The organism is Pseudomonas fluorescens HK44 (genome assembly GCF_000217955.3).
GTDB classification, from domain to species: domain Bacteria; phylum Pseudomonadota; class Gammaproteobacteria; order Pseudomonadales; family Pseudomonadaceae; genus Aquipseudomonas; species Aquipseudomonas fluorescens_AQ.
Map to the genome: position 1 here is coordinate 63,402 of NZ_AFOY02000014.1, position 13,390 is coordinate 76,791.

Below are 13,390 nucleotides of genomic sequence, written 5' to 3' on the forward strand. Positions count from 1 at the left end.
AGGGCTGCGAAAGACTTAAATGAAGTGAAAAAGGGTCAATGTCAGCAGCAAGGCAATCACGGACGCCAGCACTGTGGAGGAGGTGAAGGTCTTGAGTGCGTCTGCCAGCGAGACGCCCAGGTATTCCTTCACTACCCAGAACGCCGAGTCAGTGACATGGGTCCAGCCGATAGCCCCGGCTCCGATGGCGATCACGATGATTTCCTTGCTGTAGGCCGAATGCGCCGCCAGCGTCGGCATCACAATTGCGGCGGCGCTCATCATGGCCACGGTCGCGGAGCCCACCGCGAAGTGCATGAGACCCGCCACCAGCCAGGCCAGGACCACCGGGTTGATATCCAGCTGAGTCAGAGCGTCGGCCAGAACCTTGCCAATGCCACTGTCGATAAGGATGCCGTTGAAGGCACCCCCTGCACCGATGATCAGCAGAATACTGGCCAGGGGCGGCAGGCTTTTTTGGGTATGCCCCAGCAAATCCAGCATCGAAAGGCCCCGACGCATTCCCAGTGACCAATAGGCAAAGACCACGGCGATCACCAGCGCAACCAGTGGATGGCCCAAAAACGAAATCAGTGCAAACGCTGTCGAGTCTTTTGGCAGGGCTACGGCAAAGGTTTTGCCGACCATCAGGACCAGCGGTAGGAGGATGGTGAGCAACGTCAACCAGAAGCTTGGCAAGACGCGGTTATTGCGTGCCTCGCAACGCTCCTGCAGGAAGGCCTCTTGCGTGGCCGGTGCGTCGATGCGCGCCACCAGCCGAATCCATAACGGGCCCGCTATGATGGCGGTCGGCAGGCCCACCAACAGGCCGTATAGGATCACCTTGCCAACGTCGGCACCCAGCATATTGGTGATGGCCATGGCCGCCGGGTGGGGCGGGAGCATGCAATGCACGCACATCAGCGAAACGCCAAGCGGCACGCCCAGGTACAACAGATTGATCCTGGTTTCCTTGGCCACGACATAGACCAGCGGGATCAGCAAAATATAACCGACCTCAAAGAACACCGGGATCCCGGCAATGAAGCCGACCAGCATCATGACCCATGAGGCCCGTTGTTTGCCCAGCGTGGTTAACAGGGTCTGCGCGATGCGTTCTGCGCCCCCGGATTCCTCAAGCATTTTGCCAAGGATGCTGCCCAAGCCAATGATGGCTGCCAGAAACCCCAGTGTATCGCCCATGCCTTTCTGGAACGAAGTCAGCATGGCGGTCAACGGCATGCCCGAACCGACACCCACCACCGCGCATGCGGCGATCAGTGTCAGAAACGCATGCACCTTGAACCTGACGATCAGCACCACGATCATGACAATCGCAGCTAATAACACCCACAGCAACGAAGTACTGCTCACCATCGGCCCACCCTCTTATAGTTTTGTTTCGGGACTCGTCACGGGACTGTGCGAGGCGCGAGTTAACTACCGGGGCTGCCGACTGACAAAAGATCATTGTTCATCAGACCCATGACGGTGGGTCAGCCATGCCGTGAGGGAGGTCAGAAAAGGAGGGACGGTTCAGGCAGAATCATGTTGCTGAAGCGCACACCGTTCGGCGTCCTGACAGATTATTTTTTCTTCTTCGGGATCCGCACCAGCTGGCTGTTGGAGTACATGTCGTGCCAGCTGCGCTGTTGTTTGTCGAAGAGCACCCAGAAGAACCCCAGGCCTGCGCACAGCAAGGATGCGATCGACACTACAAAACGCAACAGCGCCTGCCACAGGCTGATCGCCGAGCCGTCAGCGTTCTGTACGCGGATGCACCAGACCTGCATGCCGAGGGTCTGACCGGACCAGGTCCAGAACTTGGCGAAGAAGCCAAACAGCACGAACAGCAGGATGGTCGAGAACAGCGGATCGCCATCCAGTGCGCCGGCCTCGGTCAGGGCGCGCATTTTCTCTTCGCCGATGATTGCCATTTGCACCATCTTGTAGATGCCGCCCGTGACGATCAGCAGGGCGGTGCACAGCAGGAAGTCGTAGAACATCGCTGCCAGGCGACGGCCCAGGCCGGCGATGGGGAATTCACCCTGGGGGCTTAGCAGGTGTTTCGACATGGAGTGGCTCTCGGCGGAAAAAAGAAGCTATTTTACGGAATTGCGCGCACAAAAAAGCCCCTGATGTCAGCATCAGGGGCTTTTTCGTTACAGAAGATCAGCCTTCTGCTTGTACTTCGTCAGCTTGCATGCCTTTCTGGCCCTGCACAGCAATGAAAGTGACTTTCTGGCCTTCTTTCAGGCTCTTGAAGCCGCTACCTTGAATGGCGCGGAAATGCACGAACAGATCCGGACCGCTTTCTGGAGTGATAAAACCAAAACCTTTCTCGTCGTTAAACCACTTGACGGTGCCGCTCTGACGTTGGGACATTTCTTATTTCCTTTGACGCAAAAATTGATGACAGCCTCTTTCTCATGAAAGAGTACTGGAGCTGGTTGCAGGAGAGTAAGAGGCGTCGAACGGGATGTAGCTAACTTGTAGGCTACTGCCCAGGTCACGATTCCAAGCGACCCATGCAAACACAGTGAACAAACTCTACGCCAACTACGGGAGAAAAAACAAGCCCCGTGGAAGCCGCGTATTGCTTGGCTTGATGGCTGTTTCGCAGGATGGATAGTGCAGCTTATTCGATAGCGTTGTTCAATTGTTTTCGATTGTTATAAGTCAAGTTCACAATCGAAGTGCCTGATCCAGCTATGCACTGTTTTATGGCGGTTGCGTTACAGATTAGTGCACTGTTACGCAACCGCGTTACTTATAGGAACAGTCAATCAACCGCGATAGTAGCGTTGTGGAACAAATGGCATTTTGCTTACAAGCAAAGGCACCTTTTTCCCACGTACAATCGCCCAAACCTGGGTATCGAGTGCGATGTAAGCACTGTCGAGGTAACCCATGGCCAAAGGACCACCCAAGGTCGGCCCGAAGCCGCCGCTGCACACGTTGCCGATGATTTCGCCCGCTTCGTTGACGATTTCCGCACCTTCGCGCACCGGAGTGCGTTCCTGAGGCAGCAGGCCGACGCGTTTACGGCTGACACCGTTTTGTTGCTGGGCAAATACGGTCTCGGCGCCCGGGAAACCACCGGCACGCGCACCGTCGGCACGCCGTGGCTTGGAGATGGCCCACAGCAGGCTGGCTTCGATCGGTGTGGTTTCGGTGTTCATGTCGTGGCCATAGAGGCACAGGCCGGCTTCCAGGCGCAGCGAGTCACGGGCGCCGAGGCCGATGGCCGCGACTTCCGGCTCGGCCAGCAAGGCCCGAGCGAGGGCCTCGGCATTGGCGGCCGGCACGGAGATTTCGAAACCGTCTTCACCGGTATAGCCCGAGCGGCTGACAAAGCAGTCGACGCCGAGCAAGGTCACACGGGTGAACTGCATGAACGTCATCTTCGCCACTTCAGGGGCCAGACGCGCGAGCACGGTCACCGCAGCCGGGCCTTGCAGGGCGAGCAGGGCGCGTTCTTCGAACAATGGCTCGATGCTGCACTGATCGCCGATGTGTTGGCGCAGGTGCGCCAGGTCCTGGTCCTTGCAGGCGGCGTTGACCACCAGGAACAACTCGTCGTTACCGAGGTTGGCGACCATCAGGTCGTCGAGGATGCCACCGTTCTCGTTGGTGAACATCGCATAGCGCTGCATGCCCACCGGCAGGTCGATGATGTCCACCGGCACCAGGGTTTCCAGGGCCTTGGCGGCATTGGCGCCGGTCAGGCGGATCTGGCCCATGTGCGAGACATCGAACAACCCGACTTGATCACGGGTGTGCTGGTGTTCTTTCATCACGCCGAGTGGGTACTGCACCGGCATGTCGTAGCCGGCGAATGGCACCATGCGCGCACCGAGTTCGATGTGCAGCGCGTGCAACGGGGTTTTCAACAGGTGTTCGGTGGACATATGCAGCTCCTGTAAATTGCACTGAGGCAGATGCGTTGGCATCAGCACTCGATAATGTTGACCGCCAAACCGCCACGGGCGGTTTCCTTGTATTTGCTTTTCATGTCGGCGCCGGTCTGGCGCATGGTGCGGATGACCTTGTCGAGAGAGACGAAGTGTTGACCGTCACCTCGCAAGGCCATGCGCACCGCATTGATGGCTTTGACCGAGCCCATGGCGTTGCGCTCGATGCACGGCACTTGCACCAGCCCGCCAATCGGGTCGCAGGTCAGGCCGAGGTTGTGTTCCATGCCGATCTCTGCCGCGTTTTCCACTTGCTGCACCGTGCCGCCGAGCACTTCGCAGAGCGCGCCGGCAGCCATTGAGCAGGCCACGCCGACTTCACCCTGGCAACCGACTTCGGCGCCAGAGATCGACGCGTTTTCCTTGTACAGGATGCCGATGGCGGCGGCGGTGAGCAGGAATCGCACCACGCCGTCTTCGTTGGCGCCTGGGATGAAGCGCATGTAGTAATGCAACACCGCAGGGATGATCCCGGCTGCACCGTTGGTGGGCGCCGTGACCACGCGCCCGCCGTTGGCGTTTTCTTCGTTTACCGCGAGCGCATACAGGTTGACCCAGTCGAGCACCGACAGCGGATCGCGCAACGACGATTCCGGGTTCTTGCACAGTTGTCGATGCAGCGCCGCCGCACGACGCTTGACCTTCAAGCCTCCGGGCAGAATCCCTTCGTTACGGCAACCTGCGGCCACGCAGTCCTGCATCACTTGCCAGATTTTCAGCAGGCCGGCGCGGGTTTCTGCCTCCGGGCGCCAGGCGCTTTCGTTGGTCAGCATCACCTGGCTGATGGACAGCCCGTAAGTGGCGCAATGGCCGAGCAGGTCCTTGGCGCTTTTGAACGGGAAGGTCAGCGGCGTTGCGTCTTCGACGATACGGTCGGCACCGGCGGCGTCTTCGTCGACCACAAAACCGCCACCGACCGAGTAATACTCGCGGCTGCGGATCTGGATGCCGGCCGCATCGAAGGCACGAAAGATCATGCCATTGGGGTGATAGGCCAATGGCTTGCGAATCATTGCCAGGTGCAGTTTTTCGTTGAATTCAATGACGTGCTCACCGAGCAGGTTCAAGCGACCGCTGCTGCGAATCTCGAGCAGGCGGGCGGCGATGTTCTCGGTGTTCACGGTGTCCGGGTGTTCACCTTCCAGCCCCAGCAGCACGGCCTTGTCGCTGCCGTGGCCTTTGCCAGTGGCGCCGAGCGAGCCGTAGAGCTCGACTTTGACGCAGGTGGTGGCTGCCAGCAGGTTTTCGCGACGCAGACCTTCAACGAAGCGCGCAGCGGCGCGCATCGGACCGACGGTGTGGGAGCTGGAGGGGCCGATGCCAATCTTGAACAGGTCGAACACGCTTAACGACATGGTTGTTCTCCGGTTTCTTGTTATAGGAATTGACCGATCATGACGGTGGGCACTGATCCCTGTGGGAGCGAGCCTGCTCGCGATGGCGGACTGACATTCAGCAAAGATGTCGACTGATAGACCGCTATCGCGAGCAGGCTCGCTCCCACAGGGGATGTGGTGTGCTTTGAGGGGAGTGGACGAATCCACTCCCACACAGGTTTAAGCGTAGCTTTCGATCGACGGGCAGGCGCAGATCAGGTTGCGGTCGCCGAACACGTTGTCGACCCGGCCGACCGGTGGCCAGTACTTGCCTTCGATCAACGACGCCACCGGATACGCCGCTTGCTCACGGCTGTACGGGTGCGTCCACTCGCCAACGATTTCCGCGGCCGTGTGCGGAGCGTTTTTCAGCGGGTTGTCGTCCTTGTCCAGGGTGCCGTTTTCCACTGCGCGGATTTCTTCGCGGATGCGGATCATGGCGTCGCAGAAGCGGTCCAGTTCTTCTCTGGATTCGCTTTCGGTCGGCTCGATCATCAACGTGCCGGCCACCGGGAACGACATGGTTGGCGCATGGAAGCCGAAGTCGATCAGGCGCTTGGCGACGTCATCGACGCTGATGCCGCTGCTGTCTTTCAACGGGCGCAGGTCGAGGATGCATTCGTGGGCGACCAGACCGTTGCTGCCGGTGTAGAGCACCGGGTAGTGCTCTTCGAGGCGACGGGAAATGTAGTTGGCGTTGAGGATCGCCAATTGCGAAGCGCGCTTGAGGCCGGCGCCGCCCATCATGCGGATGTACATCCAGGTGATCGGCAGGATGCTCGCGCTGCCGAACGGTGCCGCGCAGACCGCGCCTTTCTTGCGTGCCATGGCCGCGTGCCCCGGCAGGAACGGCGTCAGGTGCGATTTCACACCAATCGGGCCGACGCCCGGGCCGCCACCGCCGTGCGGGATGCAGAAGGTTTTGTGCAGGTTCAGGTGCGACACGTCGCCGCCGAACTTGCCCGGTGCGCAGAGGCCGACCATGGCGTTCATGTTGGCGCCGTCGATGTACACCTGGCCGCCATTGTCATGAATGATCCCGCAGATTTCACGGATGCCTTCTTCGAACACGCCGTGGGTCGACGGGTAGGTGATCATCAGCGCGGCGAGGTGCTCGCGGTGCTCGATGGCTTTGGCGCGCAGGTCTTCGATGTCGACGTTGCCGCGGGCATCACAGGCCGTCACCACGACGCGCATGCCAGCCATGTTGGCGGTGGCCGGGTTGGTGCCGTGGGCCGACGACGGGATCAGGCAGATGTCGCGGCGCTCTTCGCCACGGCTCTGGTGGTAGGCGCGAATGGCCAGGAGTCCTGCGTATTCACCTTGGGAACCGGCGTTCGGTTGCAGCGAAATCGCGTCGTAACCGGTCGCGGCGCAGAGCATCGCTTCCAGTTCGTCAGTCAGTTGCTGGTAGCCGGCGCTTTGCGCAGGCGGAGCGAACGGGTGCAGGGCGCCGAATTCGGCCCAGGTCACCGGGATCATTTCGCTGGCCGCGTTGAGTTTCATGGTGCACGACCCCAGCGGGATCATGGTGCGATCCAGCGCCAGGTCCTTGTCGGCGAGCTTGCGCAGGTAGCGCATCAGCTCGGTTTCCGAGTGGTAACGGTTGAACACCGGGTGGCTGAGGATCGGCGATTGACGCACCAGTTCCGCCGGGATGCGGCTTTGCACCGAGGCGGCCAGCGCGGCGAAGTCCGGCAGGGCTTTGCCGTCAGCCAGCACGCTCCACAGGCTTTCGATGTCGGCCTGACCGGTGGTTTCATCGAGGGACAGACCCAGGCGCTCGCCATCGACGACCCGCAGGTTGATGCGCTGGGCGCGGGCCTTGTCGTGCAGGGCGGCGGTGTGGGCGCCGGTGGCCAGGGTCAGGGTGTCGAAGAAGTGTTCTTGCTCGACTTCAAGCCCAGTGCGCTCAAGCCTTTGGCGAGGATCGCGGTCAGGTGATGGATGCGGTTGGCGATCTGCGTCAGGCCTTTAGGACCGTGATACACGGCGTACATGCTGGCGATGTTGGCCAGCAGCACCTGGGCGGTGCAGATGTTGCTGGTGGCTTTCTCGCGGCGGATATGTTGCTCGCGGGTCTGCATGGCCAGGCGCAGGGCCGGCTTGCCGAAACGGTCTACGGAGACGCCGACCAGACGGCCCGGCATGTCGCGCTTGAACGCATCCTTGGTGGAGAAGTAGGCCGCGTGCGGGCCACCGAAGCCCAGCGGTACGCCGAAGCGTTGGGCGCTACCGATGGCCACGTCGGCGCCGAACTCGCCCGGCGGGGTCAGCACGGTCAGGGCCAGCAGGTCGGCGGCGACCGCGACCAGCGCATTAGCGGCGTGGAAGCGTTCGGTCAGTTCGCGGTAGTCGAACAGGTCGCCGTTGCTCGCCGGGTATTGCAGCAGAGCGCCGAAGAACGCGCTGACATCCGTCAGTTCGCGTTCGTCGCCGACCACCACGTCAATGCCCAACGGCTCGGCACGGGTGCGCAGCACGTCGAGGGTTTGCGGGTGGCTGTGGATCGAGGCGAAGAAGGCGTGGCTGCCCTTGTTCTTGCTCAGGCGTTTGCAGAAGGTCATGGCTTCGGCAGCGGCGGTGGCTTCGTCGAGCAAGGAGGCGTTGGCGATCGGCAGGCCGGTCAGGTCGCTGATCAGGGTCTGGAAGTTCAGCAGCGCTTCCAGGCGACCTTGGGAAATTTCCGGCTGGTAGGGGGTGTAGGCGGTGTACCAGGCCGGGTTTTCCAGCAGGTTGCGCAGGATCGGCGACGGCGTGTGGCAGTTGTAGTAGCCCTGGCCGATGTAGGTCTTGAACAGTTGGTTCTTGGCGGCGATGGCTTTGATCGAGGCCAGGGCCTCGGCTTCGCTCAAGCCGTCTTCCAGTCCGAGGACGCTGGTGCCTTTGATGCTGTCGGGGATGACGCTGGCGCTCAGGGCTTCCAGCGAATCAAAACCGAGGCTGTTGAGCATGGCTTGCTCATCGCCCGAACGCGGGCCGATGTGGCGCGCGATGAATTCGTTGGCAGTGCTTAGATTTACTTGAGTCATGGTGGCTCCTCAGGCTTCGGCGCTGGCTTTGATCAGACGGTCGTAAGCGTCCTGATCCAGCAGTTTGGCGACAGCCGAGGCGTCGATTGGCTTGAAGCGGAAGAACCAGCCTTCGCCCAGCGGATCTTCGTTGACCAGCTCAGGGCTGCTGTCCAGCGCCGGGTTCACTTCCAGGACTTCACCGTCCAGTGGCATGTAGACGCCGCTGGCGGCTTTTACCGATTCCACGGTGGCCGCTTCAGCGCCTTTGTCGTAGGACTGCAGCTCAGGCAGTTGTACGAAAACCACATCGCCCAGGGCGTTCTGTGCGAAAGCGGTGATGCCGACAGTGACAGTGCCGTCAGCTTCGGTGCGCAGCCATTCGTGATCTTCAGTAAAACGCAACTCGCTCATGGAAACTCCTCAGGGCCAGACTCGTCTGGTGGACGCGATTGAATGCTCGTGCAGGGCAGAGCTGAATGGCTAGATACTTAGCAAGAAAGCGGCCAATGTTTTTTATTCGTTATAAATCAATAAGTTGAAGCTTATTGTGGGCGAGGTGAAAAACACGACTGTAGCGAAATCGCTACAGTTTTAGGCGTGTAAAAAAGCTTATGGGGATCAAAGCCTTGTGTAGCGTAGTTTAATCGAGGGTGTAGCGAAATCGTTCCGCTGTAGCGCATTCAGTACAGATGGAGGTCGTTTTCAGGCGAGTTTGATGGTGGGGCAACTGACCTCATCGCGAGCAGGCTCGCGATGAGGCATTCAAGCCTTGCCCGGAATCCCGTACTTGCGCAATCGATGGGCGATGGCGGTGTGGGAGGTTTGCAGGCGGCTCGCCAGTTGGCGGGTCGAGGGGTAGTTGACGTAGAGTTTTTCCAGCAGGGTTTTCTCGAACGCTTCCACGGCCTGCTCAAGGCTGTCGACATCCACGTCGCTTTCGCGCGCCACCGAGGTGCCGGCGATGTCCAGGTCGCCGATGTCCACCAGGCTGCTTTCGCAAATGGCCGCGGCGCGGAAGATCACGTTTTGCAATTGCCGCACATTACCCGGCCAGCGGTTGCCGAGCAGGGCCGGGTAGGTGCCGGGCGCCAGGCGACAGACCGGGCGCTGGATCTGTGCGCAGGCCTGCTGCATGAAGTAGCGCGCCAGCAACAGGATGTCCTGACCGCGCTCACGCAGCGGCGGGACTTCGACGTTGAGCACGTTGAGGCGGTAGAACAGGTCTTCACGGAACGCGCCTTCGCTGACCATTTTTTCCAGGTCACGGTGAGTGGCGCTGAGAATCCGCACGTTGACCTTGACCTCGCGATCGCCACCGACCCGACGGAAGCTGCCATCGTTGAGGAAACGCAACAGTTTGGCCTGCAAGTACGGTGACATTTCGCCGATCTCGTCGAGGAACACCGTGCCCTGGTTGGCCAGTTCCATCAGGCCTGGCTTGCCGCCACGCTGAGCGCCGGTGAAGGCGCCGGGGGCGTAGCCGAACAGCTCGCTTTCGGCGAGGTTCTCCGGGAGCGCCGCGCAGTTCAACGCCAGAAACGGCGCACCGTGTCGGGCGCTGGTCGCATGGCAGGCGCGGGCCACCAGCTCTTTGCCGGTGCCGGTTTCACCCTGGATCAGCAGCGGAGCATCGAGCGCCGCCACCCGTTGCGCACGAGCCTTGAGGGTGCGGATCGCCGGGGACTCACCGAGCAGCGCATCGAAACCTTCGGCGTGATCGTGGTGCAACGCCGAGAGTTGTTCACCGATGCGATTGGGTTGATACAAGGTCAGCAGGGCGCCGGCATCGGTGATGGGCGTTGCGTCCAGCAGCAAGGTCTGGCCGTTGACGGTGATCTCGCGCAAAGGCAGACGGAAGCCATGTTCAAGCAGCGTTTCGAGCAACGCCGGATCGGCGAACAGCTCGGCGACGCTTTCCCCCGCCGGTTCACGGCCGTACAAGGCGATCAGCGCCGGGTTGGCCAGCAACACGTTGCCGACGCTATCGAGGGCCAGCACCGGGTCGGTCATCGCCGCCAGCAGCGCATCGAGTTGCAGGTGCCGACGCTGTCCGGGAAGAATGTCGACCACCGTCACCGCTTGTACGCCGCGCACGCTGAACAGCGCATCACGCAGCTCTTCGAGCACTTGCGGGCTGAGGGTCGGCGCATCGATGTAAACGTTCGGCGGAACCATTTCCACCGCATCCAGATTGAGATTGCGCCCACCGAGCAAGGCCAGGACTTCCTGGGTAATGCCGACGCGGTCGATGAAGCTGACGTGGATACGCATGGGGAGGTTCAGTGTTCTGGAGTGCGGAGGGTGGCAAGTATGCCTTGGAGCGGGGTGTCAGGTGAAATTCGTAATCAAATTGTAGGAGCAAAGCTTGCTCGCGATGAACGATAACGCGGTGTATCAGTTACACCACGGTGCCTGCATCGCGAGCAAGCTTTGCTCCTACAGGTTATGGGTTATTCCAGATGTTCAGGCTTCATCGGATCACCGGATTTCACATCCAGTTGCGCACGCACATCTTCGAACATCTCGTCGTAATACTTATGCATCGAGCCGATGCTGGCCGTCTTGGGCATGCCGTACTTCTGTGCGATGCGCGTGGCATGTCGGGCAAAGTCGAAGGCCTGGTCTTTGGCCAGGAAGAAGTCTTCCTTCAGGTCCTTGCCCTCGACCGAGCCATGCACCGTGAAGAGCATGCCTTTGCCTTCCTTGGGATCTGTGGTGACCTCATAGTCAATGCACAGGTTGTAGCTGAAGTCGTCCTTGTTCAGCGCATGGCGCTCGATGTGCAAGTGACCGGGCTCAAACGTGGCCATGGGCGTCTCCTTCAAAGGCATTGAAACGGGGCAGGTTCAAGGCCTGCCCGGCTGTTTTCATAGGTAGGTGATACCAGGTTTGGCCGTGCTGATACGGGTGCCGGCGTTGCCCTGGACGATCGCTTCGATGTCCGAGAGTGAACCGATCACCGCGACTTTGCCAGTGTGGCGGGCGAACTCGCAGGCAGCCTGGACTTTCGGCCCCATGGAGCCGGCCGCGAAGCCGAGTTTTTCGATGTCGTCCGGGTGGGCCCGGGCGATGGCTCTCTGAGTCGGTTTGCCAAAGTCGATAAACGCGGCGTTGACGTCGGTGGCGATCACCAGCAAGTCACTTTCAAGCTGTTCGGCCAGCAGCGCCGAACACAGGTCCTTGTCGATCACCGCTTCCACGCCCTTGAGCTGGCGGTGCTCGTCGTACATCGTTGGAATGCCGCCACCGCCTGCGCAGATCACGATGCTGCCTTTTTCCAGCAGCCACTTGACCGGGCGGATTTCAAAAATGCGCTTGGGTTTCGGGCTGGCCACCACGCGACGGAATTTGTCGCCATCCGGGGCGATGGCCCAACCTTTTTCGGCGGCGAGTTTTTCTGCTTCGGCCTTGGAGTAGACCGGGCCGATGGGCTTGCTCGGGTGTTGGAACGCCGGGTCATTGGGGTCGACTTCGACTTGGGTCAGCAGGGTCGCGAAGGGCACTTCGAAGTCCAGCAGGTTGCCCAGTTCCTGTTCGATGATGTAGCCGATCATGCCATCGGTTTCAGCACCCAGCACGTCCAGCGGATAAGGGCTGACAGAGGTGTAGGCGGCCGCTTGCAACGACAGCAGACCGATTTGCGGGCCATTGCCGTGGGCGATCACCAGTTGATTGCCGGGATGGATCTTGGCGATCTGTTCCGTGGCGATGCGGATATTGACGCGTTGATTGTCCGCGGTCATGGGTTCACCACGGCGGAGCAGGGCGTTACCGCCCAGTGCAATGACGATACGCATAATGCAATCCTTCTGAAATTCGGTGATCCCGTAGGAGCTGCTTTTGTGGCGAGCGAGCTTGCTCGCGCTCGAGCGCGCAGCGGTCGCAATCAGGCAGAATACGGCGCAACTGGTGCGACACGATTGAAGCCTTTACGACTGCTGCGCAGCCGAGCGGGAGCAAGCTCCCTCGCCACAAAAACTGCTTCCACAAGAAGGAAGCGTCAGCCTGTTAGATATCCGCCAGCGCCGAGACCAGGATCGCCTTGATGGTGTGCATGCGGTTTTCCGCTTGCTCGAAGGCGATGTTGGCGGGCGATTCGAAGACTTCTTCAGTCACCTCAACGCCGTTGGCCAGGTGCGGGTAGCGCGCCGCGATATCCTTGCCGACCTTGGTTTCGCTGTTGTGGAACGCCGGCAGGCAATGCATGAATTTCACCCGGGGATTGCCCGAAGCTTTCATCATTTTAGCGTTGACCTGGTACGGCAGCAGTTGCTCGATACGCTCGTCCCACGCTTCGACCGGTTCACCCATCGACACCCAGATGTCGGTGTGGATGAAGTCCACGCCCTTGACCGCCTCGGCAGGGTCTTCGGTGATGGTGATGCGTGCACCGCTTTCGATGGCGAAAGCTTTGCACTGATCGATGAAGTCCTGATGGGGCCACAGTGCTTTCGGCGCGCCGATGCGCACGTCCATGCCGAGTTTGGCGCCGATCATCAGCAGCGAGTTGCCCATGTTGTAGCGCGCGTCACCGAGGTAGGCGTAGCTGATGTCATGCAGCGGCTTGTCGCTGTGCTCGCGCATGGTCAGGGTGTCGGCGATCATTTGGGTCGGGTGGAATTCGGCGGTCAGGCCGTTGAACACCGGTACCCCAGCGAACGTGGCCAGCTCTTCGACGATTTCCTGTTCGAAGCCTCGGTATTCGATCGCATCGAACATCCGCCCGAGAACGCGGGCGGTGTCTTTCATGCTTTCCTTATGGCCAATTTGCGACGACACCGGGTCGATGTAGGTGACGTGAGCGCCCTGGTCATGCGCCGCGACTTCGAAGGCGCAGCGGGTGCGGGTCGAGGTTTTTTCGAAGATCAGCGCGATGTTCTTGCCTTTGAGGTGTGGCTGTTCGGTGCCGGTGTACTTGGCGCGTTTCAGGTCGCGGGACAGGTCCAGCAGGTAGTGCAGCTCGCGATTGGTGTGGTGCATCAAACTCAGCAGGCTGCGATTACGCATATTAAAAGCCATGATGTGGATCTCCTTGCCCGACACTGTG

10 protein-coding genes and 1 pseudogene are annotated in these 13,390 nt (G+C 60.3%); all 11 read right to left on the reverse strand.

The features are described from left to right. Positions 1 to 15 precede the first annotated feature (15 nt). Positions 16 to 1,356 carry a gluconate:H+ symporter gene (locus HK44_RS12380; RefSeq protein ID WP_019693245.1) on the reverse strand — a complete coding sequence of 447 codons (1,341 nt, stop codon included), beginning with the start codon at positions 1,354 to 1,356 and terminating at the stop codon, positions 16 to 18. A 209-nt stretch (positions 1,357 to 1,565) separates the two neighbouring features. Continuing rightward, positions 1,566 to 2,054 carry an RDD family protein gene (locus HK44_RS12385; RefSeq protein WP_019693244.1) on the reverse strand — a complete coding sequence of 163 codons (489 nt, stop codon included), beginning with the start codon at positions 2,052 to 2,054 and terminating at the stop codon, positions 1,566 to 1,568. Positions 2,055 to 2,151: 97 nt separating this feature from the next. After that, on the reverse strand, positions 2,152 to 2,364 hold the full coding sequence (locus tag HK44_RS12390) for a cold-shock protein (RefSeq protein WP_019693243.1): 213 nt from the start codon (positions 2,362 to 2,364) through the stop codon (positions 2,152 to 2,154). A gap of 401 nt (positions 2,365 to 2,765) precedes the next feature. Further along, complete coding sequence (gcvT, locus tag HK44_RS12395; RefSeq protein ID WP_019693242.1) at positions 2,766 to 3,890, reverse strand: glycine cleavage system aminomethyltransferase GcvT; 1,125 nt, start codon at positions 3,888 to 3,890, stop codon at positions 2,766 to 2,768. Positions 3,891 to 3,931: 41 nt separating this feature from the next. Next, entirely contained in the window at positions 3,932 to 5,308 is a 1,377-nt protein-coding gene (locus HK44_RS12400) for an L-serine ammonia-lyase (RefSeq protein WP_019693241.1), read from the reverse strand. A gap of 201 nt (positions 5,309 to 5,509) precedes the next feature. Further along, positions 5,510 to 8,361: pseudogene (gene gcvP, locus HK44_RS12405) on the reverse strand (aminomethyl-transferring glycine dehydrogenase). Positions 8,362 to 8,370: 9 nt separating this feature from the next. Beyond that, positions 8,371 to 8,754 carry a glycine cleavage system protein GcvH gene (gene gcvH / locus HK44_RS12410; RefSeq protein ID WP_019693239.1) on the reverse strand — a complete coding sequence of 128 codons (384 nt, stop codon included), beginning with the start codon at positions 8,752 to 8,754 and terminating at the stop codon, positions 8,371 to 8,373. A gap of 351 nt (positions 8,755 to 9,105) precedes the next feature. Beyond that, complete coding sequence (locus tag HK44_RS12415) at positions 9,106 to 10,614, reverse strand: sigma-54-dependent transcriptional regulator (RefSeq protein WP_019693238.1); 1,509 nt, start codon at positions 10,612 to 10,614, stop codon at positions 9,106 to 9,108. 179 nt (positions 10,615 to 10,793) lie between these two features. Beyond that, positions 10,794 to 11,153 (reverse strand): DUF5064 family protein, encoded by a 360-nt coding sequence (locus tag HK44_RS12420; RefSeq protein WP_019693237.1) that lies wholly within the window; start codon positions 11,151 to 11,153, stop codon positions 10,794 to 10,796. Between the two features lie 57 nt (positions 11,154 to 11,210). Beyond that, complete coding sequence (gene arcC, locus HK44_RS12425) at positions 11,211 to 12,140, reverse strand: carbamate kinase (protein WP_019693236.1); 930 nt, start codon at positions 12,138 to 12,140, stop codon at positions 11,211 to 11,213. Between the two features lie 211 nt (positions 12,141 to 12,351). Next, on the reverse strand, positions 12,352 to 13,362 hold the full coding sequence (locus tag HK44_RS12430) for an ornithine carbamoyltransferase (RefSeq protein ID WP_019693235.1): 1,011 nt from the start codon (positions 13,360 to 13,362) through the stop codon (positions 12,352 to 12,354). Positions 13,363 to 13,390: the final 28 nt, after the last annotated feature.

Coding starts and splice junctions, on each gene's coding strand:
- HK44_RS12430 (WP_019693235.1), bottom strand. CDS start 13,362: ATGGCTTTTAATATGCGTAATCGCAGCCTGCTGAGTTTGATGCACCAC.
- HK44_RS12390 (WP_019693243.1), bottom strand. CDS start 2,364: ATGTCCCAACGTCAGAGCGGCACCGTCAAGTGGTTTAACGACGAGAAA.
- gcvT (WP_019693242.1), bottom strand. CDS start 3,890: ATGTCCACCGAACACCTGTTGAAAACCCCGTTGCACGCGCTGCACATC.
- HK44_RS12415 (WP_019693238.1), bottom strand. CDS start 10,614: ATGCGTATCCACGTCAGCTTCATCGACCGCGTCGGCATTACCCAGGAA.
- HK44_RS12400 (WP_019693241.1), bottom strand. CDS start 5,308: ATGTCGTTAAGCGTGTTCGACCTGTTCAAGATTGGCATCGGCCCCTCC.
- HK44_RS12420 (WP_019693237.1), bottom strand. CDS start 11,153: ATGGCCACGTTTGAGCCCGGTCACTTGCACATCGAGCGCCATGCGCTG.
- HK44_RS12380 (WP_019693245.1), bottom strand. CDS start 1,356: ATGGTGAGCAGTACTTCGTTGCTGTGGGTGTTATTAGCTGCGATTGTC.
- gcvH (WP_019693239.1), bottom strand. CDS start 8,754: ATGAGCGAGTTGCGTTTTACTGAAGATCACGAATGGCTGCGCACCGAA.
- HK44_RS12385 (WP_019693244.1), bottom strand. CDS start 2,054: ATGTCGAAACACCTGCTAAGCCCCCAGGGTGAATTCCCCATCGCCGGC.
- arcC (WP_019693236.1), bottom strand. CDS start 12,140: ATGCGTATCGTCATTGCACTGGGCGGTAACGCCCTGCTCCGCCGTGGT.